The sequence below is a fragment of the Fodinibius salipaludis genome (assembly GCF_002287075.1).
In the GTDB taxonomy this organism is placed as follows: Bacteria; Bacteroidota; Rhodothermia; order Balneolales; family Balneolaceae; genus Fodinibius; species Fodinibius salipaludis.
The window spans coordinates 76,162-99,559 of sequence record NZ_NSKE01000003.1 but is presented as its reverse complement, the minus strand read 5'-3'; the positions used below and the strand labels follow the sequence as shown (position 1 = coordinate 99,559).

The following is a 23,398-nucleotide window of genomic DNA, read 5'->3' as shown; positions in this document are numbered from 1 at the left end:
AAAATTGCCCTCCACTCCGCTTTATCCTCTATAATATGGAGAACATAATTAACTATGGTTAGCCTATACAGATTAAAATATGCCCAGAAATAATTTATATGATTGCACATACAAGTATAAATATTGGATAATAAAAAAGCCTGCCTAAACAGGCAGGCTCATATCTAAATCTACTTTGTTTGGGGTTAAGCCTTTGCAAAAGCGATTTTTTTCGGCTCAAACGCCTCATCAAGCGGTGTTTCTGCCAAATGATTGGTGTAATTGCTGATCTTCTTTAAAGCAATAATCAGGTTCACTTCCAGCACATTTTGCTTGCTATATCCGACATCTATAAATGCCTGAAGATCAAACATTTCTTACGATATAGGTTTCGAATATCACCATCCCAAAACATATCGTAAGATCTTCGGTACAAACAGAGTCTTGGTAACACTGCTACCAATTTTTATTGCGAGTTTTTAAACTGTAACGTAAGTGGTAACTAATTATGGACAAATACGATGCAATTGTTATTGGCACGGGACAAGCGGGGCCTTCCTTGGCAGCCCGCTGTGCACAAGAGGGGTTAAAGACCGCCGTCATTGAGCGGCATCTGTTTGGAGGAACTTGCGTAAATAACGGATGTACGCCTACCAAAACGCTGGTGGCCAGTGCCCGCGCTGCATACATGGCCCGGCGTATGGAGGATTTTGGAGTATCAATTGACGGTCCGGTAATAGTTGATATGGAAAAAGTGAAAGCCCGAAAGGATGCTATTGTAAAAGAGTCTACCGAAGGCGTCGAAAACTGGCTGAAGAGTACCGAAAACCTGACGGTATATGAGGAACATGCCCGCTTTGAAGAACCGAAAGTTTTGTCAGTGGGAGATGATCAGATAACAGGCGACAAAATTTTTATCAATGTAGGGGGACGAGCATTTATACCGCCCGGATTTGAAGATGTTGATTATCTGACAAATACCAGCATCATGGAGCTGGATGAAGTGCCCAAGCACCTGATTATCGTCGGCGGTGGGTATATTGGATTGGAATTTGGACAGATGTACCGGCGTTTCGGCAGTGAAGTTACCATTGTTGAACAAGGTGAACGCTTGTTACCCAAAGAGGATGAAGATATTTCGGAAGCCATCCAGGACATCTTGGAAGATGAAGGCGTGAACTTTCGATTTAATGCCGAATGCATTGGCGGATCTAAAAACAATGGTCAGGTTGTCGTTGAGGTTAACTGTAATGACGGGCCTCCCAAGATAACAGGATCTCACCTGCTCTTAGCCACGGGACGTCGCCCCAATACCGATGACCTGGGACTGGAAAACACCTCTATAAAAACCGATGATCGAGGATTTATCCAGGTTGACGATCAGCTGCAAACGACCGCTGATGATGTCTGGGCATTAGGCGATTGCAACGGCGAAGGGGCCTTTACCCATACCGCCTACAACGATTTTGAAATTGTTGCGGCCAACCTTTTTGATGATAATCCGCGCCGCCTGTCCGACCGTATTATGTGTTATGCATTGTATATAGATCCGGCATTGGGGCGTGTGGGGATGACGGAATCACAAGCTCGAGCCTCCGACCGTAACGTGCTAATTGGCAAAAGAGCAATGGATCACATTGCCCGGTCCAAAGAAAAGGGAGAAACCAAGGGTTTTATGAAAATTCTCATTGATGCTGATACCGAGAAGATTTTAGGGGCGGCTATTCTGGGCATTGAAGGAGACGAAATTATCCACTCCCTCATTGATATGATGTACGCCGATGAACCCTATACCACAATTCGGGATGCGGTTCATATCCACCCAACAGTTTCTGAACTTATCCCTACAATGCTCGAGAACCTCGAGCATTTGGACTAAAACTAACGTTTAACTTTCGTCAGTAAAATTAATTATGAGTGAAGTTCCCCTTACATCCACAGTAACCTGCCCCAATTGCGGAAAAAAGACCGAAGAAACCATGCCCGAGGATTCCTGCCAGTACTTCTGGGAATGTCCCCATTGCGGTGAGGTGCTAAAAGCCAAACAGGAAGACTGCTGTGTGTTTTGTTCCTATGGAGATACTGCGTGTCCGCCAGTGCAGCAAGACCAACACTGTTGTTAATAACAACCTACTCATTTGCCCAGGATAGTTTATGGTAATCAAATTTACCCTGCAAGGTAGGTTTGATAATTTAAAAATTAGGCAAGCTATAAAGCCCCGAGATGCCAATATTGGCCAGTCCGTCCCGTTGTTTAAGATCATAAAACTTTACAGTAGTTGGTTTCCCATCCCGGCAAGTTCTGAGATTGCCCAAAACTTGATAAGCTAATTCCAAACAATAAGATTATTGCATGACTTAACCCGTGAAACTTGAATAGAGACATGACTATTATTATTTACAGTTCGATAGAAAAATAAAAACTGGATAACATGATCAACTGGTTTAAGAGACGTCGTAATAAGAAAACATCTTACGACACCAACGAAGAATGGGTTGAGGCTTTATCTCCACCGGTAGACGAACAAGCCGTTGAAGTATTGAGAAAAAAGCTTATTCAAGGCCTTAAGCCGGCTTTACACAAATATGTTGATCGCGAGCTGGATCAGTTTGTAGAGGATGTAGCCCAGGATGCACTCCTCAAAGTCTTAGATAATATTGATACTTTTCGGGGAGAGAGTAAGCTTACTACCTGGGCTATGAAAATTGCCGTGCGCGAAGGTCTTACTGAACTGCGCTTGAAGCGTTATGACGACATTTCAATTGAAGATCTCAAGCCAAATGACGAAAGCCGAGAAGTCTTTTCGCTCTCTGTTGCCAGTAACGAAACAAGTCCCGACCGTTCGCTACATGAATCACAGCTTATTGATAAAGTGATGCAGATCATTAACGAAGAGCTTACCGATAAGCAAAAGAAAGCCATAAATGCGCTGATGATTCAAGGATTGCCTATGCCCGCTGTTGTTAAGCTAATGCATACTAACCGTAATGCGTTGTACAAACTTGTGTACGATGCACGGATGAAAATAAAAACGAAACTGGAACTGGAAGGGATCGATCCCGAAAAAATGCTTAATAAACTGTAAGATCTGTTCACCTTGCAACATCAGTGACTATGAGTAACAAAAGATATCATAATAGTTAACATGGAATTAACACCTGACATACTAAAAAAACTAATTAAATCGGCGCAGATGGCAACCGATCAGGAGATCGGATGCGAAGAGTGCTTTGATGAGCTCCACGAGTTTGCCGAACTGGAATTAGCTGGCAAATCGCCTGCTGAAGCCAAGCCATTAGTTCAAGATCATCTCGATAAGTGCGGAAGTTGCCGTGAGGAATATCAAGCCCTGCTGGAAGCACTGCGCAATATCGAAAATGATAATTAAGCTCACTTAATTGGGAGAAGTATTTCCCTTCTCATTTTACATAACCTTTTTCCAAACCACCGACTTAAGCATCCCCCCCCTTAATATAAAAATTAGTTGAATCACTGTTTCTCTTATTTAAAATATTTGTAAGAACACCTGTTTATAATTCATCTGTTAACATATTTGGATGAATTACGCCGTCAAATTTAAATCATGGATAGTTCTCAAATGGCATTATAGATATTATTGAACCTGATGAGGCGGATGGCAAACTCAAAGATATTTACAAAAAGCTTGAGCAGAGACGAGGCAAACTGGCCCGGATCCACAAAATCCAAAGCTTGAATCCCGAGACTATAACTACGCATATGGACCTGTATATGTCCATCATGTTTACCAGATCACCGCTGAGCAGAGCACAGCGCGAAATGATGGCTGTCGTAGTTTCTGCTACCAATGATTGTGAATACTGCAAGCTGCATCACGGAGAAGTCCTTAATCACTACTGGAAAGACCAAGAACGCATTGAGCAGTTGCGTTCAAACTACAATAAACTGGATCTTAACGATGTCGATAAGCGGCTATGTCAGCTGGCACGGGAACTAACGCTTGATCCCCATAGTATAGAAGAAGACAATTACATCACTCCACTTAAAAATGCCGACCTGTCTGATCGAGCTATTTTAATTGGGGTTGATTTAAAAAAAGACATTGATGTGCTTGAAGCCGCTTATAATGACCACAAGAGTGTTACCGCTGCTTTTAACAAGAATATATTGCACCATATCAACCGTAAGTTAGACGGCACTTTCGATTCCGGTAATTTTAAGCACCATGCATTTTTTAATGCTGATGAAGGGCGCATAGAAATGCATCTTATCGCTCAAAAAGATCATAGCGTAACGGTTACAGGCGAAGACTTTTCTTTCCAAAAAGGAGAATCTATCCATACCGAAAACTCCTATAAATACTCTATTGAAGAGTTTGAGGAGTTAGTTTCTCTCTGGTTTACCGTTAAAGAGGTGTGGACTGACGCCAATAATTACTTTTCCACTCAATATTTGCAGAGAACATAACTTTTCCCAAATTACAACACCTCTATTCGTTAATTCCCATACGATCTCAAAATATTACGAACATGAATACCCTATCTACGCAAGAACTTATTTCCAAGCTTGAAAAAACCAACGCTATACTAATCGATGTTCGTCCCATTGCCGCTTATAATGGATGGGCCCTTCAAAACGAGCAGCGAGGCGGACATATCCCCGGAGCGAAAAGTATTCCAATGCAATGGACTCAATACATGGATTGGGTAGAAGTGCTGGAAGAAAAATCGATTTCACGGGATCAGCCTGTTGTCGTGTACGGATACGATGAGAATCAAAGTAATGAAATGTACACGAAGTTAATTGATCTTGGTTATTCAGATGTAGAAATCTATACCAACTTCGTAGAAGAGTGGGCCGGAAATTCAGATCTTCCCCTTAACCAATTACCGCGATATAAGCATCTGGTGTATCCCGAGTGGATAAAAAATCTCATTGACGGACAACAACCACCCCACTTTAATAATGACGACTATGTTATTTGTCACTCCCATTATGATCACATAGAAGATTACCACAAGGGCCATATTCCGGGAGCTATCCCTGTTGATACCAACAGCCTGGAATCAACGGAAACATGGAACCGTCGTTTGCCCGAAGAGCTTCAGGAAACACTTCAAAAGTTGGGCATTCGTCACGATACCACGGTCGTAATTTACGGACGCTTTTCGTCGCCCGTTTATAATGAGGAAAAATTTCCGGGTAAAAGTGCGGGTCACCTTGGAGCGCTCCGCTGTGCCGCCATCATGCTCTATGCCGGTGTAGAAGACATTCGAATACTTAACGGCGGCATCACCAGCTGGGAAACGAGAGGTTATGATTTGACAACTGAAGAACATCATCCTACACCGGTTGAAGACTTCGGCAAAGAGATTCCCGGGAACCCCGAATATATGATTGATACACCTGAAGCAAAGCAACTGTTGGCATCAAATAAGGGAGAACTGGTGAGCATCAGAAGCTGGGAGGAATTCATCGGCAACCGCAGCGGTTATCACTACATTGAAAAAAAGGGGCGAATTCCCGGTGCTATTTTTGGCAATTGTGGAAGTGACGCTTACCACATGGAAAACTATCGCAATTTTGACCATACGATGCGGGAATACCAAGAAATTGCCTCGGCCTGGAAAGAAGGGGGTATAACGCCCGACAAACATGTAGCGTTTTATTGCGGGACCGGCTGGCGGGGTAGCGAGGCTTTTATGAATGCCTGGCTGATGGGATGGCCCAAAGTTTCGGTCTATGATGGGGGATGGTTTGAATGGTGCAACGATCCGGAAAACCCTATTGAGACCGGAGAACCTGATCAATCTGTTTTAAAAAACGTATAAATAAAAAAGGGATAAAGCGGAAAACTTTATCCCTTCTCAGTTTTAAATTGAATATTTATGCTGCAACCGATTCTGTCGCTTTTTTGATGGCATTTCCCTTAAAGGCATAAAGCAAGGACACAGCGATAATTAGTACCTGAAACTCCATTCCGCGTCCACCGTTATCACCCATGTTAATCGAGTTCCAACCATATTGGGCGTGAACCATCACGATGGCACCAATCATAATTCCAGTAAAAATAATACCGGATAATCGTGTAGCCCAATCCGGACCAAATCCACCCCATAGCATAAGCAAAGCTCCGCCTACTTCTGCAATACCTATCATTAAAACCATGATAAATGGCATGCCCATCATAGCTGCCACATCTCCCGTCATCGCAACCTTTGGAAATCCATGAAAAATAAATATTGCAGCCAATGAAAGTCGCGGTAACCAATGTGCTATTCCCGATAGTTTATTTAGTTGATCCATATGTGACCCCTAACTTTTATTATTGTGAGCTATAATTATTGATGTCAACAAGACGTGTTATCTTACTTTTTAAAGCAAGGTCGTTTGATAATAAATAACATATAGGCCTGCCAGAATAAGGAGCCCTCCTGTAATTCGTTCCATGTGTGGAAGTATTTTTCGGAGGTACTTCATGAGTAAATCCTTGGCAAAAACAGATAATAAGATAGCGCCAACCATCATCCCGCTAATTCCTACAAAATATGCGCCGACGTAAGACGCTCCCAACCAGACTGTTGGGGCGGCCATAGCCTGTGTTGCTACCACTAAAAATAGGGGGAACAAACACCCCAGTGCACCAATAGCGTAGGCAATGCCAAATACAAATGCTTCAACGGCTTCGGTTCTATCGGTGGGATTATTCATATTAATTGAAAATGAAAGGTCTTTTCCCATCACCATAAAAAATCCCATTACTACCAGCACCGAACCCATCCCAATAGTGATCCATACCATATTATCTTTTAACACCTGCGCAGCTACGATAATCAGTCCACCTGCAACAGCATACACAGCTAATATTCCCAAAATGCTTAGCATCGCTAACTTTAATCCGCGATAAAATCTTCGTGTTGTAGACGGATTTTGCTGCGAATTTCTCGAAATAAAAGCGACAATATACCCCGGCAATATGGCTACAGCACAGGGAGCAAGGAATGCAAAAACCCCCTGTATAAAAGAGAAATAGATAAATTCCATGGATCTCAATTATTGACCAACTGGTTAAACAGTTCTCTGTACTCCACTTCGTTCAGAGCCGTTTTATTTTTTTGAAAAACGATATAACCATCACGATTAACTCCAACAGTCGTTGCTTGGCTTTCCACCCCGAAATCTACCATAATTTGCGGATGCCCCCATGTCGTGGGAAACTCAAATCCTTTTTCTTCAGCCAGATCTACCATCACCTCTCGCGTATCGGTGGGATCAATGCCAATTGCCACAAAATTAACTCGATCTTTGTAATCTGGATATACCTCGGAAAGCACCGGCCAGTTTTTAGCACAAATGGGACACCACGAAGCCGTAAAATATACCATCAGTGGCTTATCTTCTTCCATCGTTTTTTGCAGGCTTACCGTATCACCTTCCAGTGTTTCAACCTCAAAATCAGGTGCTTTTTTAAGCTCGCTCTGCTCATTTTTGGCGTTATTATTTTCCGTTGATTCTGAATTTTCTGAAGAACATGCCCCCAATAAAAGTAAAGCCGAGAATAAAGCAGCAATACCAAAGTTCAATCCTTTCATGATATGATCACATAATTTTGAGATTCAATAATAGTTCACTCTTTAGAACAAGCGGCCTCCGAAAATCTTACGATATAATTCAGAAATATAGTTTATCGCATTAAATGACTTATAAGCAGGTAAGATAACCTGAACTAATCTCGTCATTAACAATAAAACTAATATCCATTAACCTTTTACCGCCATGAATAAAGTAGCTATCGTAGTATTAGCCGGAACGGAATCTCACGCATCACTGGGACGCGTTGTAAACGCTCTGGAACTTGCCAAAGAGCTCCAGGATCACGACGATAAAGTTCAAATTGTATTTGACGGAGCAGGAACTGAGTGGATTCCCGAACTGGAAGATGAAGAACATGATGCTCACCCACTTTATGCGACCATTAAAAGTAACATTCACGGGGCATGTCGCTTTTGTGCAAAGGCATTCGGCGTTTTTAAAGAGATAAAAGAATCTGACATCGATTTACTTGACGAGTACGATCAGCATCCAAGCCTCAGAAACTTTATCGCGGATGGGTATCAGGTCATAACATTTTAGAATCCGTACAGTTTTTATCATACCCCTGAAGGTTCTCGTTCTCATACTTTATGGGAGCGAGAATCTTTTTTATCGACGGGAATCGACCTTTTGAGATACCTTGCTAGTAGTTTGCCAAGCCAACCTTCAACAGAAGGGGCAATCATAGCCCGGCCGCCGAGCACTTTTGGGTAACCGCAACGAAACGATGACTCCAACTTCTTATTCAATCCAAAAAACATTTCCAACGCTCTTAACCTATTTTCTGTAGCATAGAAAGGCCTGTTTGTTATAAGAACAGCCGAATAGTGCATTTGTATTATAAATTGCTTTAATTGGTAATACAACTTCATAAAAAAGCGGGGGCTGACATGAAGAAGTTACTCTTACCTTTTGCACTGTGTTTCGTCTTTTTTGCAACCTCATTTGCACAAACGGGGGATGATCTCTACAAGAAAATTGACTATCTCCAAGTTAACCAAACAGAGTTTGATCGATTCTTGAAGGTGGCCGACAAAGATCTTGTCTCGGGATTTAGATCTCTCCTCGAGAATGATGATATACAAGCCTGGTACCTATACAAGGTGAAATATCCGGGTGGCCAAGAAAGCAGCTACAACTTTGTAAGTATTACTACGGCTTCTTCGATAGATAAGTTGGGAGACCATTTTTCTGCGAGTAATGCACCTGGCTTTGTGCCTTCTGCAATAGCCAAAGGCGGTGCGGAACAACTTACTAAACTTGCCACCCTTGTTAAGTCTGAAATATGGAGGGTCGAAGACAGCGCCTTTGCTGATACAGGCTCAACGCCAAGTCGGTACATATCGATGGACTATATGGAAGTAGCACAAGGCAAAGATCCCGACTACTTGATGCTGGAGGATGAAATTGCCAAACCCATTCATCTGGAACGGATTGAACGAGATCGAATGGCGGGCTGGGAGGTATATTCACTTGTTTTGCCATCCGGAATGAATTACGGGTATAATTTCGCTACCGGCAATCATTTTAAAGAACTGGAACATTTCGAGTTTGGTTTTAATGAAGAGATTATCCGGCAAACGATGGGTAAAAACAGTAATGTGCCTGAGCTTTTTGAAACGATCTACAACACCCGAGATCTAATAAAGGTTGAACTCTGGGAGCTTGTCGACCATCTACAATAACTTTTTAGGAAATATAACCTATTACAGGTATCGGCCGCACCCCCTGTAGGTTTCACCATCTACAGTGACTCTTACGGTTTGGGGAAAATCGAACCCGCTCATGATATCCGTGCAGGGCGTATCTTCAATTACCAGCTCGAGCGTCTGCTGCGCACTTTCTGCGCGATATACTGTTCGTTTATCCTGACTATCCGCCTCGGGTTCAGGTGATTCAACGATCAATGTATCCTCTCCATAGTTTCCCACATATTTAAGCTGGTTTTCTTTTTGAAGCTCTAAAAACCAGCCGGGTTCCTGTCCCAACGCCCTGAAATCGACACCCCGAAGTTTTGCCGCGGCCCAGGCTCGTTCTTTCGGAACGGACTGGCAGGTCATAAATGACCCTTTTGGCTTTTGAAAGACAGCTTCGCTACCCTTACTCCAGTATAAATAGGAATTCCCTTCGTACCGAGCACCAGATCCAGCTTTTACGGGCATCACTTTTAACGTTGTATCGGACAAGAAAAGCCACGTACTGTCGGAAGTTACATGAGCAGTAAACTGAAGGGAGTCAGCACAATTATAGACAAAAACCTGCTCGGTTTCTATGGATTTAAAGTCGGGTAACTCAGCAAGTTCGCCCCCATTACCTATTTCTTTGGAATCTTGCTTAACTTGCTGTTTACAGCCTAACACCATAAAAGTTAGGCTTATAAATAATATCAAATAAATATAATTGTGTCGGAAGAAAAGTTTCATTTACAAACGCATATATAAAAGGGAGAGTATCGTAAAATACCCTCCCTCTATAAACAATGATACTTCTAATTTATCCTTAGCTTTTGTCGACAGAATATTTGCCGGGACCAAGCAAGAAAATAACGATAAAAGCTAATAAATATAATACCGGAAGTTCCATATCACCAAACCAGTCGCCACCGGGAAGATGTACAAAAAATACAGCTACTGCCATATTTATAGTTAATATTAATGAAGCAAGGCGGGTCCAAAAACCAGCAATAATTAACAGTGAGCAGATTGCCTCGGCAAAAGCGGCTAATATTAATGACGCTGTTGGGCCAATACCAAGAGGATCTAAAAATTGAAATTCGCCTCCGAAAACACTCATGAGTTTCCCCCAGCCATGACCGTACAGCATAAAGAAGGCAACAAAAATTCGGAAAATTGCTGCCGATGTTCCGGCATCCACAAATTCACCTAACTTAGAAGAACGTAATCGATCTAACATAATACCCCTTTTTTATTATTAAGTGTTCTTTCTTATTAAACGATTTAATATTGAATTATACTAATAAATTAATCCCTTTTGCATATTAAATTACTTATACCCAAAGTGGCGTTCCCTATAATCAATAATAATATAATTATGATTTCTAAGCACACTTTACAAATCGTGCCGTACTTGCCCTCATCAAGCTTTTTTGGGCCGCTCTAATTTTTGAAGCCTACTTTTTTCGTTCGCGCAATGCTTTGTCGTTAATAGTTTTATTATTGATCGTATCCATTCGCGACAATCGACCGTAGGCATTATCGGGTTTCACAGGTTTTGTAAGCTCTTCAAGCTGTTCGATCTCCTCTTTAGTCTCTTCAATTTTTTTCGCCTAATATTTCTTTCATCTCCTGCTGCTCTTGCTCTGTCATACTGTCTCCTCCTTTGTCGTAAAATTGAATGCAGCAAAAGCCATCAAAGTGGCAATGCCGATTGTAGCAATAGCGATAAATATAATGGATTCCATTGCCATTCCGTTATCAATGGCCCAACCTATCAAAAAGGGGCACAGTGCCGTAATTAATACCATCAATGATGAAAATACCGACCGCAATGTTCCAATAACATCTCTGCCATATAACTCGGCCCACAGTGCCGATTTTATATTACTCCCTACCCCCATAGTAACACCAATAAGCAGCATGTAGGCAAAGGCAGACCAGCTTCCCGGATGATAATAGGCAAACACCAATCCGGCCCCGAAAGGAAGTACATAGTAGGGTATAAGCGTTTTTGCACTAAAATAGTCTATCAACGGACCTATAGAAATAGAGCTTACCACTCTGCTGGCAGCAAAGGCTACAAAGGCCGAAGCGATTAACGTGGCTGTCCATCCAAGCTGCTCGGCAATAGAAACCTGATACAAAAATAATCCCGTGGCCCAAAAGGGTGGTAGTAGAACTACCGGCGTTACCAGCCATATGCGGTAATCCTTTACCAGCATCCTGTATACTTCCCAGCTACTATCAGCCGCTTGGGAACCCTCCTCTGTATCCTCAACATCTTTATATTCGCGACTGCTCAGGATAAAACGAACAAGGGGTATAAAAAACAGGGCAATAACCAACACTATAATGCCCCAGGTCACGCGCCAACTAAAAATGCCCAATAGCCCCGCAATAGCTAATGGCAATATTCCTTCTCCAACAGGATATCCCAGGCTGGAAATACTGAGGGCCTTGCCCCGCTGGTGCACGAAGTAACGCGCCATGGCAGTCTGTGCAGTATGACTGCTAAGCCCTTGGCCCGACAATCTGAGTAATACCAATCCCACAAACAATAGCGCCACGTGCCAAGACAGCGCTACCGTTATACTTGCTACCAGCAGTCCGGCAGCCACCATCTGGCTGTACATACGAAGAGGTAAGTCATCTATCCACTTACCGAGATAGGGGACAAACAGGGAGATTAGAAAGGTTTGTCCAAAGCTGGACATAAAGGTGAAAGAAAGCCCAAAACGACAAAATTCGTTTCTCTTTGAGGGCAAAACTCAGATAATTCACTGAAATGATATCAAATTATTGTTGTCTCAAATGAAGCCCCAAAAATACGGTTATTTACGGGTAACCGAAACCTTTCCGACTCTCTAATTTATGTGACTACAAATGCCCGGCTCATTGAAAGTGCCGAGCATTTAATTCGGCTGAAAAATTCAGAATAATATTTAAAAATAACTCTTTATTGCTCTTTCGAGGCTTTTCGAGTAAAAGGAAATGAGCCTCCCCCCTGATTCAACGTAAAGTGCTGGTACTTTCCATTTTCCAGCGAATCAAACTCCATCACTACACCGGCCTGATCAAATCGCATTTTTGTTTCACTATTCGCTGTCAGCGGAAAAGACTGCTGTCCTGTTGCCTGGGCTTTCAACGTACTGCCTTCAATAAAAACCTCAATTTCCATTAGCAGCTGATCGGTGGTATAAACACCAACATATTTTTTCATCTGTTCAACACTTAGCGTAATCGTCTTTTCATCAAAACTGGGTATTTCAAAATCATGTCCAAAGTAAATGCTCAAGGCCCCAATCAGAATATCGTTCATGCTATGCTGTAAACCATTAGTCGCAAGAGCAATGGAAACATCTTCTTCCGGAAAGTAGGAGAGATGAGACTGGAATCCATCAATACCGCCGTTATGACCGAAAGCATACCTATCATTGAAAGGCACTCTCATCAACCCCATTCCCAACCCCTGTTCAATGTCAGTCATTTTATCTATTGACTGCTGAGAGACCAACTTTCCATTAAATAACGCACGAATAAACCCAATCATCTCGCTATTAGTAGATACAATGGCCCCGGCCCCTCCCGGAATACTGAGGGCAGTTTCTGGAGCCGCTCTCCATTTCTTACCCTGATACTGGTACGAAAGCGCCTCATTTTCAGATGGCTCAATCCTATCACCATAATGTGTATGCTGTAGGTTTAGCGGATCCACAATACGGTCTTGTAGCAGGTCGGCATAACTTTGACCGGTGATATCTTCCAGAATAAATTGTAGCAACACGTAGTTTGTATTGCTATAACTGGCTTGAGCTCCCGGCTCAAACTGTGAATCATCCTCATAAAATATCTGCAGCAACTCTTCTTTTGATCGCGGCTCGGTCATCCAATCAGGAAAATCCGGGGCATTCGTAAAGTTATACAGCCCCGATTGGTGACGAAGCAGATGCTCAATAGTGATATTTTCTGCCTGCGGTATTTGAGGATAAAAACCAGCCAGCGGCGTCGAGAGTGCAAGCTTATCCTCATCAACCAGCTGCATAATCATGGTCGCCGTATGGGTTTTGGTGATAGATCCAATGCGATACTTGGTATCAGTATTGGCTTGAATGTTATTCTCGACGTCCCTAAAACCCACCGATTTATGATACACTGTACTTCCCGCTGAATCGATGGTCAACGATCCCATCATTTTATTTTTTTCGGCCAGTTTCTCCAGATAGGTATCCAGCTTCTGCTTATCAAATATTGCTGATGACTGTCCCAATGCCAACGATTGCATTAAAACAACAATAAGCAATCCCAATAACACATTTTTAAATCGAAGCACTCTCATAATAGTCTCATATTAAATTTATAAATAACATACCGACTACGAATTTTATAGTATAGGGTTTCGTCTGAAATTATCAATAATTAATATACCTTGAAGTTAACACGAAGTCTGCTAATTTAAGGGCTCTTATTCATCACAACAGCCGATTAATGAAGTATCATGTACGAGAATATTGAACCCAACAGTTGCAACCCGCCCGGCACCCACTTGGAAGAAGTTGCACATGCCGCCGATCCCAATCGCTCCATCGATAAAGCCATCATCATGGAGCATCGCTTTGCCTTCTTTTTCTGGATGAAATGGCGAAACCTCCTCAGTAACAAAGGCCTTCTTAAGCAGCCTGCACCAACGCTCGTTACCATCGACTGGCATCGCGACCTTGCTCCAGTCCCTGATGAACAGAAAGCTACATTAGAACAATTAGACCAAAACAATCTTTCCGATGTAAGCAACTACGTTTGGGCACAACTCGACCAAACCAATGACGGACACATATTTTGCGCAGCCTGGCTAAACCTAATTGGTGATATCATTCTGTTGCAAAACACGACCGACTATCAAGAAAGTACTTTTATTGATAAAGAAGACAACGAACACGGCGTGTATGAGTTTCAGGATTTTGAGCAATTTCAGGAATACATGACCAGCCGTGAAGATGAAAACATCTTTTTTGATGTAGATCTCGATTACTTTATCCACGGTAAAGGTAAGCAGCGTTACTCTGAAAATTTCCGACGTTATTCCGATGACGAAATCAAACAAATTATTGCCCCCGGCCACCCCGTATTTGAATATATGATCCCCCGCATCGATGGCATCACGCTGGCCATGGAACCGGGCTATTGCGGAGGGATTGTAAATTCCTGCCAAATTATGGATGTCTTTCATTCACAGCTTTTCGACGACCAGAATGAGTGGAAAAAACATAACGAATCTACTTTTTAGGTGTTCATACCGTCTTTCATCATAGATGCTGAAATAAATTCAGCATGACACGAAAGTATCAAATGATATCCGTCATCCTTTCTACAATTTAAAAAGTACCACCAACTCCGGTGACAGTACGGTTGCATCCATGTTTTTTAGATTGCACTATCATGGATCAACGAACCGTCAAAGATATCAAACGAATATACAGGGCTGCCAAAGAAGAAATGTGCTTTCGTCCCACTTTTGAGCGTAAACTGGCAACATATATCCAGCGGCGCGCGCCGGAAAATTCCGTCAACTGGCATAAGCTACGATATGAATTCCGAACTATCTTCCGGAAATGTCGGGATGATCAACGTCCGTTAAAAGACTACCTGAAGTACATGGCTATCTTCACTGAAATTGCCACTGAGGGAAATCATAAAAAAGTGGAGATTGATCCACAGTCATTAAAGCCTCACCACCGCTGATACAATAGTGCTATCCTAACCAAATAGTTTTTGTATGTTTAAGATCCTTCCAAAAGCGAATCAATATAATAACTGTGGCAGACAGCACTGACTTTTACGCAGATCTTCATGTTATTGAGGACTTTTTTGATGCCTCAAACCAAGAAAATTTCCACCCTCTTCCCAATGATTGGTACGTAGCTGTAACAGATATTGTAAACTCCACCGATGCTATAAAGAACAACCGTTATAAGTCAGTAAATATTTTGGGTGCATCGCCTATTGTGGGAATCCTTAATGTAACTGGCCGTGATAAAATCCCCTTTACCTTTGGCGGAGACGGAGCTTCTTTTTGTTTACCGCCCAACCTGCTGGACGATGCCCGACGGGTGTTAGGAGGATGCAAAACTATTGGCAAATCCGAATACAACCTTGATTTGCGTGCTGCCATCATCCCGATATCATACATTCGTGACCACGGCTGTGACATACAGGTTGCAAGATATCGAGTATCAGAATTTTACATACAAGCTATTTTTTCGGGAGGCGGTCTAAATTTTGCGGAAGAGACATTAAAAAAGTCTGATGGAGAAAAGTTTCACGTCCCCGCTTTAAAAAACGCCGAATCTGTTAATTTTAGCGGGCTCGAATGCCGCTGGCAGCAAGTGCGCCAGCCGCAAAATGAAGTCATTACCATGATGGTGAAAAGTAATCCGGATATTGAGCATCCCCAGAAAATATACGAAGACGTATTGCAAAAAATGCGCACCACCTTCGGCTTTGATGACAAGACCAATCCCATAAATGTACCGGGGCTTTCTATGACGCTATCCTGCTCAGAACTAATGGGAGAGGCCCAAATTCGAACGCACGGGCAAGGCTTGCTAAAACGTATCGGATATATCCTTAAAGTACAGCTGCAAACCATCATTGGTAAAGTCTTGATGGCGCTAAACTACGAAACATCGGCCACTCACTGGGGACTTTACAAGTCGGATCTGGCTCTAAATTCCGATCACCGAAAGTTTGACGATATGTTGCGCGTCGTAATCAGTGGCAGTAAGGCACAGCGCAAAGAGTTCGAAGCTTTTTTGGATAAACTATTTCAAGAGGAAAAGCTGGCTTACGGTATACATCTCACTGATGCCGCCATGATTACCTGCATGGTTTTTCAATATCACCGAGACCATATCCATTTTGTTGATGGCAGTGGCGGAGGGTATGTTTCTGCCTCCCGAAAACTCAAGAACAGATTGAATATCCTTGAGCAAGACAACTGACATATCCATCAAGAAGATATACATTGCGCTTCGCTCGGGACCATTTCTGACTATTCTGGCCATTATTGCCTGGGTAGTTGGAGAACCGTTCATCTTTCAAAGCCTGGGGCCAACTGCCTATGTTATGGCTTTTCGATCTGAATCCAAATATACCGTGAAAACGATTATTGGCGGACATGCTTGCGGGGTGGCCGGAGGATTGCTTAGGTATCATTTAATGGTTAGCACCAAACTCCCTGAATATGATGGCCGGCGTAATGCAGGAGTCCGGCTTCTTGCTGGGCTCTGGTGCCGTATTAGCGCTCGTCATTACCGTACTGCTTATGCTAATTTTCGAAGCAAGTCATCCACCCGCATACGCCACTACGCTCATCGTTTCATTGGGGATTTTACCGGGCTGGCTACAGGCGGCTTTTATTATGATTGCTGTAAGTATGATGTATCTAAGTTATCGATTGTACTCTAAACTAATTTCGGTGTCGTAAATTACTGTGATACCTGAAACTCTTTGGCATAAATATAATCTCCAAACTCCGACTGGTCACCATTCCCCGCATTGGCGGCAATATTAAATATTACAGGTCCTTTCGTTGAGTCGGGCGCTTGCCAGCGTATCGCCCAGCTGTTTTTGTTTTCTCCGGATGGACTTGTGCCCTTACTGGAATGCTGTACATACTGCAACGAATCGGGCACATCATTACTAAACATCAGACGATCGTCACCCTCAACAAAAAACTGTCCCGCCTGTGTGCCGTCTTCATAACGCGCCGAAAGCTGAAACCCTGCTGCTCCTATATCTTCCCGCTCAACTGTTATACTGATTTCAATGGACTCACCTGCTGATAACTCTGTGGGAATTCCTGATACAACAATACTTCCACCATCCGGATTCAGGTCATAATCAAAATGGCAGCTGCGACACGTTTCTTCCCCGAAACCACCAGTAAAAGCACCGGTTAAGTGCTCTGGATAAACGCTTCCGGAAATCGCTTTTGTGGATTCAAACTCTGGTTGGTCAAATTCCGCAAAAATAAATGCAATCATCAACGTTAAAAACGGGAGTGCAAAAATTCGAAGCATGAACAGTTTGCTTACATTAATTTATTTCATGGTAACATGTCATGCTGAACTTGTCGTGTCCCGACCATTCGGGGTTTCAGCATCTGTAACATCCACTTTTATAGACCCTTGATCCGCCAGCCGGAGGACAGGGTGACACCGAATCTTTGTTTAATTCATCGGAAGACAAATCCAGTCGCCCGATGAAAATAAGCAACTACTGAATCTTCGCTCGTCCGAGGTAATTGGTATCGGTACCAAACCAGATCGCACTGGTCGGTTCATGAAACACCATATGCCGTACCGTACCTCCACCGCTTTCAATTTCGGTTTCGCTTATAAATTCTTTGGCATTGGTATCAAAACCGACAAACATATTGGGACTTACGCCCGTCTCAACTAACCAAATACGATCCTGATCATCTACTGTAACAGCATAGGGACGCGATTGCTCACCGGAGGGCATTTCCCACTCCTTAAACGAACCATCCTCTGTATTATACATACCTATGTAACCACGCGCATAATCGCCATACCAGATATTGCCGTCTGAAGTCTGTGCCAGTCGACGGGGACGCGCATCCTCATTAGGCAGTTCAATTTCTTTCAGCTCCATCGTTTCGGGATTAACGGTAGCCAACTTATTGGTACCAAACAGGCAAATCCAAGGCGTTTTCATATCGTGATCCATTATAATACCATACGGACGTGCACGCTGTGTCGGCACTTCGATAATTTTCGGGTTTCCGGTTTCCACATCCAGCTTACCCACCGAGTTAGCTCCTTGTGAGGTAAACCATATGTCACCTTCTTGGTTAAAGGCCATCGTATGCGGATCACGCGCACTATTATCATCCGGCATCATATATTTGTTGATGTCACCGGTCTCTGGATCTATTGTACCGATGTGGTTCGCGCGATTACCGGCATACCAAGGCGTACCCTCATCATCCACAATAACAGTATGCGGCCCGGCGCCATCATCCAGATCAAACTTACGAAACTCTTCAGTTTCAGGGTTAAATTCCGCAACATAATGCGTGCGCTGACCAACAAACCAAATATCTCCGTCGGGCGCTACATAGGGATCACGCGGTCGACTATCCTCCCACGGTACTTCCCATTCAGTTATAGAAACATCCACAGTCGCCTCTTCAGTGGCATTGATCATCAGGAAAAAAGACGCTACAAATGCTACAGATATAAAAATGGAAATCACTTTTTTCATAACAGCATGCGGTTAATTAATAGTAACATGTAAATTACAATAGAACAGATTAAATACAAGCATGAACCCAATAGTCTTACCTTTAGAACAATTAAAATGACGTTTTTACAGTTCCGGTTTGTCAAAATTTCAACCACTTCGGTATTGGTACAACATTTGTAATTATAAAAGTGTAAATGTGATGGACATCCATCACACTCATGAGTAATTAGAACTGCTAAATGAAATACATTAGGAGGTATTTGCTATGCTGATGAGACAAAACAACTTTCCAACATTGTTCAACAATCGAGGACGTAGTCGAAACACGAATACACTTCGATTCTCGGACATGCTTGACGAGATGATGGAAGATGCATTTTCGTGGAACAAAGGTACATTTGTACCCGAACTCAACGTCTATGAAACAGACAAAGAGTTCGAAATAACCGTTGCTCTACCGGGAATGAGCAAAGACGATATTAACATCGGATTTGAAAATAACACTATTACTATAAGCGGTGAGCGAAAACTGACAGAAGAAGACGGCACCAAGTATCATCGCATTGAGAGCCGTTTTGGTAAGTTTGAACGCTCACTGCCACTGCCCAACATAATTGACGAAGAAAACATCAGCGCCACCTACGATAATGGCGTGTTGACAATTACAGTACCAAAGCTGAAAGATAAAGCCGGTAAAAAGATCGAAGTCAATTAACAGAATCCGGCTCATTTATCGACTCAAAAAGCCGCGGGTTTCCGTGGCTTTTTCTCTTTTATCATCGGATGGCTAAAACTGCCATCCGATGAATTTTAGCACCTCTATTTACCCATCCGTCCACGAACTCAGCGGTCGGATGGGTAGAATATTCCTAACTTTTTTTGTTCTCCTTTCTCTTCTTCAACTGGTCCATAACGATCGGAATAATAAAGAACAGCGATGCAATAACACTAATAATAATTGTTGTTGAATCTATATCCATTTCTAAAACTGTTTTAAATATATCGTTGTGATATACCGATTCCGTTGCTTTTAAAAATTTCGGCTATATCAATTTAAGATTGAAAGGCTATCAGTCTGTCGTAAGCCTGATAACTCTTGACACATTAAACAGCTTATAGAAATGTGTGGAAGGGGAAGATGAGTTTTAGTACTGCTGTAACTCGATTTACAGCTTCATAAAGCTGCAGATATTCTATTGCTCTATTTTCTGCAGCCGATATGATATATTTCTGAACGGCTGATCGCTCCTGATCCTCTTCTGAAAGATAGGGAACAGGAATGTTACTCAATATATTTATCCCGCTTTCTACCGGATGATAAATATTTAATAAGTTCGGTTGCGCTAAAGGGTTTGTGGATTGGGTGCTTTTTTCTTCTGTAGGAGAAAGAATAGCAGACCTTTTCTCCATTCCCGGTTGACCCTGAACCAACGAATGGCCAATCAGCACAGTAGCCAAAAAGGCTAACAATATATTCGATATTTTTTGCATCAGTAATAACATACAAATAACATTATCCGGTTGCAGTCTTTATCTATGGAAGGGAATAATAAGTCAGCTTATTTGTCACTATTCTTCATCGTTGCTCGATATATTCCGGTGGCACATAACTCGTCAGCCAGATACTTTGTTCACTTTCTGATTGATAAAATTTAATTCCATCTTTATGCATTTTCGAGGCTTTAATATTCAAAATTACCGGGCTACCATGGCGTCCGCCTACGTTACGCGCTTCATCAACAGTGGTGGATAAGTGCACAAAATTTCGATTGCGGGCCTTAATGCCATCTGCCAAAATAGACTCCACATTATTACGAGCCGTACCGTGATAAAGCTTTTCGGGAGGAGCTTTCGATTTTAGCTGCAAATCAACATCAATAGAATGACCATAACCTGCCCTGATGTATTGGCCGTCACCGCTTAGAATAAACCGGTTCTTTGAACTCTTTTCTATAATCTGTTTAATTATATTTCGATCTAAATGCCTTCCATGTTTCTTAGCCTTTTCAATCAGCGCTGAAACCTCTGCCCAACCGTTTTCATCCACTTCAAGACCAATGGCCTCGGGGTGATGGCGTAATACATAGCTTAAAAATTTACTGTGTGCTGTTAAATCCATCTGCTAACCCGTATAAATAGTTCGGCAAAAGCTGTTGTTCCCTTTCATTTTAACCTATTAATAGATATATAACATTTATCACCGTTGACACTAACACTTTAAATATAGGATTGTTATGGAGCAAGAGGTAAAAGAATTTTCGCTTCGGACAAAATCAAAATGGGGTATGTTCTTTTTGTTTTCTCTGGTAGGCGGCCCCATGCTATATGCAGCGTATCTCAACTATAGTGTTGGGGAATTATTCTTTGCTATATTGATGGTAATCCTATTTCTGACATGGGCTATCGTTATTTTAATTGCAGTAGGTTTTAAAATTAAATTAACGGGCACATCCCTTTACCGACAGGGTTTAATCTCACCAAGCATTATTGACTTTGAGGATATAACAACTATTCACTTTGGATCTACATTGTCTAACTTTTATGTGGAGTCCGAAGATAAAAAAATCCATTTCGGCAAAGATTTTCACAACCATGAAAAACTTCTTAACAATATCGTGGCATATGTTAGGCGAGCTAAAGATATTGACGAGGTGAAATTTCTCGGAGATACTAAAAATATTCAAAAATACACCTCTCCAATGGCACAAGAGGAATAAAGACCAAATAGGAATCCCCTCCTGTATAAGCAGAAGGGGATCAATAAGCTAATTACGGAAGTTTAATTAGTGCTCGACAGCCGTTTTTTCGACTTCTATTTCCACATCGGGCCGTGCCTGCTGCTGACCTTTCAGGTATTGGTTAAACCATCGCATCATACGCAGATTATAATCATATCGCGCCGTAGCATTGCTGTTGCCGTGCCCTTCTCCGGGATATAGTACTAATCGGACGGGAGTGTCGGTACGTGTTTTAATATGACGATACAGCTCGTAAGACTGTCCCGGATCAACACGCGTATCTTCTTTACCGTGCATAATTAACAAGGGCGTATCTGCTTGTCCGGCGTAGTAAATAGGACTTCGCTCCAAGTATTTCTGGTAATCTTCCCAAATTCTCTCCCGGGTATGTACCAAGTAGAGTTCTTCAGGGATATCGCTGGTTCCCCATTTCGAGATATTATCACTGATTCCCACAAACATAACCCCGGCAGCAAAACGGTCGGTATACTTCGTGGCCATCCATCCGGTAGCATACCCACCATAAGAACCGCCGGTAACGCCTACTTTATTGTCATCTACCAATCCTTCTTCTACCAATTCATCAACGCCAGCAATAATATCATCAAACTCTGCTCCGGCTAAATCGCCCTGACTGCTTTTGGCAAAGGCTTCTCCGCGGCCGGTACTGCCTCGGTAATTAGGATAAAAAACGAAGTAATCCTGCGCAGCACCAACTTGGCCGGCATCAGAATAGTTTGTTACCCAGCCATGATTATAATGGGCTTCAGGTCCACCGTGCACCGTTGTAATCAATGGATATTGCTTACCTTTTTCATAATCAACAGGGTACACCAAGATGCCCTGTAACTCCGTACCATCATCGGTCGTCCATGACACCACCTCTTGCTTACCAAGCGTTTTATCTTTCAACCAAGAATTTGTGTTCGTTACTCGATCAACGCTGTTATCAGCTAACTGATACAACTCTTGGGGATGAGATGCTGAGCTGGCGGCAAAAATGGTAGCCCCATTCGATGTACGATCAAAAGAAGAGAGATTTGTATTACCTTTATCAACAATGGTATTCATATTTGATCCGTCGGCATTGATACTGCCGTATATAGACCACACGCCTTCACTGCTTAGGTAATGCAGCTCATTGCTGCCGGTCCATTTAAACTGTTCAAACATTCCCTTGTACTGCGGTTTTAACTGGGTAGGATCACCACCATCGGCCGAGACAATTAGCAATCGACCAGCAATGGGATCATGAATATCGGCACCGGCAATCATCGCGAGTTTGCTTCCGTCGGGACTCCAGCCGATTTGTCCCAACTTTCCCTCATGATCTACTTCACCGAGAATCTTTTTGCCCTCGTGATCAACAAATTTAACTTGCTGTTTCATGTAGTAATCATCAACCTTTGGCGAAGGAGCAACCGCTATAGCCAGCTTTTCTCCATTGGGACTCCACCGCATCTGGTAAACAGATCCTTCTACCTGAACCTGATGTGGTCCGCGGTCGGGCATATCTACATTTGCAATATACCCGCGACGCTGCTTCAGGTTTTCCTCATACACTTCGGGATGATAGGGCAGCGATGATCGCTCAAACGTAATCGTATCTTGTGCCATAAAAGCGATCTGACTCCCATCAGAAGCCCATTCATAATCCCCAATGGGAGTTTCGAAAGAATAAATCTTCTGGGCTTCTCCGCCATTCATGGAAATTTCGTACAGGCTCGTCGTTTCATCCGACGAACGCTTTCCCAAAAACGTAATTGAATTATGATTGGGACGAAAAGCAATATCACTAACGCTCATCGTCGTCACATAAGGAATGGAATTACCGCTGGCCAAGTCCGCAAGATACAAGTGATAACTTGCCGGCTCATTTTCCTTTTCAGGATCGGCCTGCTTCTGCAAAGTATAGATTGCTTTCTCTCCGGATGGAGCAATAGCAATCTCATTTACCTGCTGCATCTTAGCAACATCTTTAGGAGTTAATCCCTGATCCGATTGTGCCACCAATGGCTGTACGGCAACAAAACAGACCATTAATAAAAATAACAGAGGTTTTTTTAGTGATAATGGTATCATACTTATTCTCCGATTTTATTGATTATTTTTAGGGTCTCATAATTCGCTGGCTCACTTTCCCTTAACATAAAAATGGTGGTTCTTTG

At 42.6% G+C, this 23,398-nt stretch carries 27 protein-coding genes; 14 read left to right on the top strand and 13 right to left on the bottom strand.

All coding sequences use genetic code 11. The features are described 5' to 3' along the window. Positions 1 to 185: 185 nt before the first annotated feature. A complete protein-coding gene (locus CK503_RS16055) occupies positions 186 to 353 on the bottom strand; it encodes a carboxymuconolactone decarboxylase family protein (protein WP_176466211.1) in 168 nt (55 codons plus the stop codon). A gap of 134 nt (positions 354 to 487) precedes the next feature. Here CK503_RS16055 and CK503_RS04680 point away from each other — a divergent pair, with 134 nt between their 5' ends. The 6 genes from CK503_RS04680 to CK503_RS04655 all read left to right on the top strand — a co-directional run bounded on the left by CK503_RS04680 (position 488) and on the right by CK503_RS04655 (position 5,790). Then, on the top strand, positions 488 to 1,858 hold the full coding sequence (locus CK503_RS04680; protein WP_217988333.1) for an FAD-containing oxidoreductase: 1,371 nt from the start codon (positions 488 to 490) through the stop codon (positions 1,856 to 1,858). A 34-nt stretch (positions 1,859 to 1,892) separates the two neighbouring features. Continuing rightward, positions 1,893 to 2,102 (top strand): GDCCVxC domain-containing (seleno)protein, encoded by a 210-nt coding sequence (locus CK503_RS04675; RefSeq protein ID WP_095605641.1) that lies wholly within the window; start codon positions 1,893 to 1,895, stop codon positions 2,100 to 2,102. A gap of 309 nt (positions 2,103 to 2,411) precedes the next feature. Further along, entirely contained in the window at positions 2,412 to 3,065 is a 654-nt protein-coding gene (locus tag CK503_RS04670; RefSeq protein WP_095605640.1) for an RNA polymerase sigma factor, read from the top strand. 60 nt (positions 3,066 to 3,125) lie between these two features. After that, the gene (locus CK503_RS04665; protein ID WP_095605639.1) at positions 3,126 to 3,368 is read left to right on the top strand and encodes an anti-sigma factor; all 243 of its coding nucleotides are present in this window, start codon (positions 3,126 to 3,128) and stop codon (positions 3,366 to 3,368) included. A gap of 215 nt (positions 3,369 to 3,583) precedes the next feature. Beyond that, positions 3,584 to 4,426: an L-histidine N(alpha)-methyltransferase gene (locus CK503_RS04660; RefSeq protein ID WP_095605638.1), complete on the top strand. Its 843-nt coding sequence runs from the start codon at positions 3,584 to 3,586 to the stop codon at positions 4,424 to 4,426. A 62-nt stretch (positions 4,427 to 4,488) separates the two neighbouring features. Beyond that, on the top strand, positions 4,489 to 5,790 hold the full coding sequence (locus CK503_RS04655) for a rhodanese-like domain-containing protein (RefSeq protein ID WP_095605637.1): 1,302 nt from the start codon (positions 4,489 to 4,491) through the stop codon (positions 5,788 to 5,790). Between the two features lie 55 nt (positions 5,791 to 5,845). Here the strand turns inward: CK503_RS04655 and CK503_RS04650 are convergent, their stop codons facing one another. The 3 genes from CK503_RS04650 to CK503_RS04640 form a co-directional block, all read right to left on the bottom strand. Continuing rightward, complete coding sequence (locus CK503_RS04650; RefSeq protein WP_095605636.1) at positions 5,846 to 6,265, bottom strand: DoxX family protein; 420 nt, start codon at positions 6,263 to 6,265, stop codon at positions 5,846 to 5,848. A gap of 69 nt (positions 6,266 to 6,334) precedes the next feature. After that, entirely contained in the window at positions 6,335 to 7,003 is a 669-nt protein-coding gene (locus CK503_RS04645) for a cytochrome c biogenesis CcdA family protein (RefSeq protein WP_095605635.1), read from the bottom strand. Positions 7,004 to 7,008: 5 nt separating this feature from the next. Next, positions 7,009 to 7,551 carry a peroxiredoxin family protein gene (locus CK503_RS04640; RefSeq protein ID WP_095605634.1) on the bottom strand — a complete coding sequence of 181 codons (543 nt, stop codon included), beginning with the start codon at positions 7,549 to 7,551 and terminating at the stop codon, positions 7,009 to 7,011. Between the two features lie 184 nt (positions 7,552 to 7,735). On the opposite strand from CK503_RS04640, the gene CK503_RS04635 reads away from it, so the two are divergent. Together CK503_RS04635 and CK503_RS04625 are read left to right on the top strand one after the other, a co-directional pair. Continuing rightward, positions 7,736 to 8,092, top strand: a complete 357-nt coding sequence (locus CK503_RS04635) for a DsrE family protein (RefSeq protein WP_095605633.1) — start codon at positions 7,736 to 7,738, stop codon at positions 8,090 to 8,092. 350 nt (positions 8,093 to 8,442) lie between these two features. Continuing rightward, positions 8,443 to 9,237, top strand: coding sequence for a hypothetical protein (locus CK503_RS04625; protein ID WP_095605631.1), 795 nt, complete (start codon positions 8,443 to 8,445; stop codon positions 9,235 to 9,237). Between the two features lie 21 nt (positions 9,238 to 9,258). Here the strand turns inward: CK503_RS04625 and CK503_RS04620 are convergent, their stop codons facing one another. The 4 genes from CK503_RS04620 to CK503_RS04605 form a co-directional block, all read right to left on the bottom strand. Continuing rightward, positions 9,259 to 9,915: an MliC family protein gene (locus CK503_RS04620; RefSeq protein WP_176466210.1), complete on the bottom strand. Its 657-nt coding sequence runs from the start codon at positions 9,913 to 9,915 to the stop codon at positions 9,259 to 9,261. Between the two features lie 136 nt (positions 9,916 to 10,051). Continuing rightward, on the bottom strand, positions 10,052 to 10,465 hold the full coding sequence (locus CK503_RS04615) for a DoxX family protein (protein WP_095605629.1): 414 nt from the start codon (positions 10,463 to 10,465) through the stop codon (positions 10,052 to 10,054). A gap of 409 nt (positions 10,466 to 10,874) precedes the next feature. Beyond that, complete coding sequence (locus tag CK503_RS04610; RefSeq protein ID WP_095605628.1) at positions 10,875 to 11,942, bottom strand: MFS transporter; 1,068 nt, start codon at positions 11,940 to 11,942, stop codon at positions 10,875 to 10,877. Between the two features lie 242 nt (positions 11,943 to 12,184). Beyond that, positions 12,185 to 13,564, bottom strand: coding sequence for a serine hydrolase domain-containing protein (locus CK503_RS04605; protein ID WP_095605627.1), 1,380 nt, complete (start codon positions 13,562 to 13,564; stop codon positions 12,185 to 12,187). A 159-nt stretch (positions 13,565 to 13,723) separates the two neighbouring features. Here CK503_RS04605 and CK503_RS04600 point away from each other — a divergent pair, with 159 nt between their 5' ends. The 4 genes from CK503_RS04600 to CK503_RS16525 all read left to right on the top strand — a co-directional run bounded on the left by CK503_RS04600 (position 13,724) and on the right by CK503_RS16525 (position 16,689). Next, positions 13,724 to 14,509, top strand: coding sequence for a hypothetical protein (locus CK503_RS04600; RefSeq protein WP_095605626.1), 786 nt, complete (start codon positions 13,724 to 13,726; stop codon positions 14,507 to 14,509). Between the two features lie 152 nt (positions 14,510 to 14,661). Next, positions 14,662 to 14,964: a hypothetical protein gene (locus CK503_RS04595; RefSeq protein WP_095605625.1), complete on the top strand. Its 303-nt coding sequence runs from the start codon at positions 14,662 to 14,664 to the stop codon at positions 14,962 to 14,964. Positions 14,965 to 15,038: 74 nt separating this feature from the next. After that, positions 15,039 to 16,223, top strand: coding sequence for a DUF3095 domain-containing protein (locus CK503_RS04590; protein WP_176466209.1), 1,185 nt, complete (start codon positions 15,039 to 15,041; stop codon positions 16,221 to 16,223). Further along, positions 16,207 to 16,689 (top strand): hypothetical protein, encoded by a 483-nt coding sequence (locus CK503_RS16525; RefSeq protein ID WP_255233332.1) that lies wholly within the window; start codon positions 16,207 to 16,209, stop codon positions 16,687 to 16,689. Before CK503_RS04590 ends, CK503_RS16525 begins: the two co-directional genes overlap by 17 nt. 20 nt (positions 16,690 to 16,709) lie before the next feature. Here the strand turns inward: CK503_RS16525 and CK503_RS04580 are convergent, their stop codons facing one another. After that, on the bottom strand, positions 16,710 to 17,303 hold the full coding sequence (locus tag CK503_RS04580) for a choice-of-anchor V domain-containing protein (protein WP_095605622.1): 594 nt from the start codon (positions 17,301 to 17,303) through the stop codon (positions 16,710 to 16,712). A 196-nt stretch (positions 17,304 to 17,499) separates the two neighbouring features. Further along, positions 17,500 to 18,510, bottom strand: a complete 1,011-nt coding sequence (locus CK503_RS04575) for a Vgb family protein (protein WP_095605621.1) — start codon at positions 18,508 to 18,510, stop codon at positions 17,500 to 17,502. Between the two features lie 253 nt (positions 18,511 to 18,763). Here CK503_RS04575 and CK503_RS04570 point away from each other — a divergent pair, with 253 nt between their 5' ends. Next, a complete protein-coding gene (locus CK503_RS04570; protein WP_095605869.1) occupies positions 18,764 to 19,207 on the top strand; it encodes an Hsp20/alpha crystallin family protein in 444 nt (147 codons plus the stop codon). A gap of 398 nt (positions 19,208 to 19,605) precedes the next feature. Here CK503_RS04570 and CK503_RS04565 read toward each other — a convergent pair whose 3' ends face one another. Together CK503_RS04565 and CK503_RS04560 are read right to left on the bottom strand one after the other, a co-directional pair. Further along, positions 19,606 to 19,995, bottom strand: coding sequence for a hypothetical protein (locus tag CK503_RS04565; RefSeq protein WP_095605620.1), 390 nt, complete (start codon positions 19,993 to 19,995; stop codon positions 19,606 to 19,608). A 73-nt stretch (positions 19,996 to 20,068) separates the two neighbouring features. Continuing rightward, positions 20,069 to 20,611, bottom strand: coding sequence for an RNA 2'-phosphotransferase (locus CK503_RS04560; protein WP_095605619.1), 543 nt, complete (start codon positions 20,609 to 20,611; stop codon positions 20,069 to 20,071). A 115-nt stretch (positions 20,612 to 20,726) separates the two neighbouring features. On the opposite strand from CK503_RS04560, the gene CK503_RS04555 reads away from it, so the two are divergent. Further along, positions 20,727 to 21,209: a hypothetical protein gene (locus CK503_RS04555; RefSeq protein WP_095605618.1), complete on the top strand. Its 483-nt coding sequence runs from the start codon at positions 20,727 to 20,729 to the stop codon at positions 21,207 to 21,209. Positions 21,210 to 21,275: 66 nt separating this feature from the next. Here the strand turns inward: CK503_RS04555 and CK503_RS04550 are convergent, their stop codons facing one another. Next, positions 21,276 to 23,270, bottom strand: coding sequence for a S9 family peptidase (locus CK503_RS04550; RefSeq protein ID WP_217988332.1), 1,995 nt, complete (start codon positions 23,268 to 23,270; stop codon positions 21,276 to 21,278). Between the last annotated feature and the right edge of the window lie 128 nt (positions 23,271 to 23,398).

Bases quoted from the DNA above. Each gene is read 5' to 3' on its own strand.
- CK503_RS04620 (WP_176466210.1), bottom strand. From the start codon at position 9,915: ATGGTGTTAGGCTGTAAACAGCAAGTTAAGCAAGATTCCAAAGAAATA.
- CK503_RS04625 (WP_095605631.1), top strand. From the start codon at position 8,443: ATGAAGAAGTTACTCTTACCTTTTGCACTGTGTTTCGTCTTTTTTGCA.
- CK503_RS04595 (WP_095605625.1), top strand. From the start codon at position 14,662: ATGGATCAACGAACCGTCAAAGATATCAAACGAATATACAGGGCTGCC.
- CK503_RS04575 (WP_095605621.1), bottom strand. From the start codon at position 18,510: ATGAAAAAAGTGATTTCCATTTTTATATCTGTAGCATTTGTAGCGTCT.
- CK503_RS04555 (WP_095605618.1), top strand. From the start codon at position 20,727: ATGGAGCAAGAGGTAAAAGAATTTTCGCTTCGGACAAAATCAAAATGG.
- CK503_RS04645 (WP_095605635.1), bottom strand. From the start codon at position 7,003: ATGGAATTTATCTATTTCTCTTTTATACAGGGGGTTTTTGCATTCCTT.
- CK503_RS04580 (WP_095605622.1), bottom strand. From the start codon at position 17,303: ATGCTTCGAATTTTTGCACTCCCGTTTTTAACGTTGATGATTGCATTT.
- CK503_RS04670 (WP_095605640.1), top strand. From the start codon at position 2,412: ATGATCAACTGGTTTAAGAGACGTCGTAATAAGAAAACATCTTACGAC.
- CK503_RS04675 (WP_095605641.1), top strand. From the start codon at position 1,893: ATGAGTGAAGTTCCCCTTACATCCACAGTAACCTGCCCCAATTGCGGA.
- CK503_RS04565 (WP_095605620.1), bottom strand. From the start codon at position 19,995: ATGTTATTACTGATGCAAAAAATATCGAATATATTGTTAGCCTTTTTG.
- CK503_RS04610 (WP_095605628.1), bottom strand. From the start codon at position 11,942: ATGTCCAGCTTTGGACAAACCTTTCTAATCTCCCTGTTTGTCCCCTAT.
- CK503_RS04640 (WP_095605634.1), bottom strand. From the start codon at position 7,551: ATGAAAGGATTGAACTTTGGTATTGCTGCTTTATTCTCGGCTTTACTT.
- CK503_RS04680 (WP_217988333.1), top strand. From the start codon at position 488: ATGGACAAATACGATGCAATTGTTATTGGCACGGGACAAGCGGGGCCT.
- CK503_RS04570 (WP_095605869.1), top strand. From the start codon at position 18,764: ATGAGACAAAACAACTTTCCAACATTGTTCAACAATCGAGGACGTAGT.
- CK503_RS04650 (WP_095605636.1), bottom strand. From the start codon at position 6,265: ATGGATCAACTAAATAAACTATCGGGAATAGCACATTGGTTACCGCGA.
- CK503_RS04550 (WP_217988332.1), bottom strand. From the start codon at position 23,270: ATGGTCTGTTTTGTTGCCGTACAGCCATTGGTGGCACAATCGGATCAG.
- CK503_RS04635 (WP_095605633.1), top strand. From the start codon at position 7,736: ATGAATAAAGTAGCTATCGTAGTATTAGCCGGAACGGAATCTCACGCA.
- CK503_RS04605 (WP_095605627.1), bottom strand. From the start codon at position 13,564: ATGAGAGTGCTTCGATTTAAAAATGTGTTATTGGGATTGCTTATTGTT.
- CK503_RS04615 (WP_095605629.1), bottom strand. From the start codon at position 10,465: ATGTTAGATCGATTACGTTCTTCTAAGTTAGGTGAATTTGTGGATGCC.
- CK503_RS04665 (WP_095605639.1), top strand. From the start codon at position 3,126: ATGGAATTAACACCTGACATACTAAAAAAACTAATTAAATCGGCGCAG.
- CK503_RS04655 (WP_095605637.1), top strand. From the start codon at position 4,489: ATGAATACCCTATCTACGCAAGAACTTATTTCCAAGCTTGAAAAAACC.
- CK503_RS04560 (WP_095605619.1), bottom strand. From the start codon at position 20,611: ATGGATTTAACAGCACACAGTAAATTTTTAAGCTATGTATTACGCCAT.
- CK503_RS04600 (WP_095605626.1), top strand. From the start codon at position 13,724: ATGTACGAGAATATTGAACCCAACAGTTGCAACCCGCCCGGCACCCAC.
- CK503_RS16055 (WP_176466211.1), bottom strand. From the start codon at position 353: ATGTTTGATCTTCAGGCATTTATAGATGTCGGATATAGCAAGCAAAAT.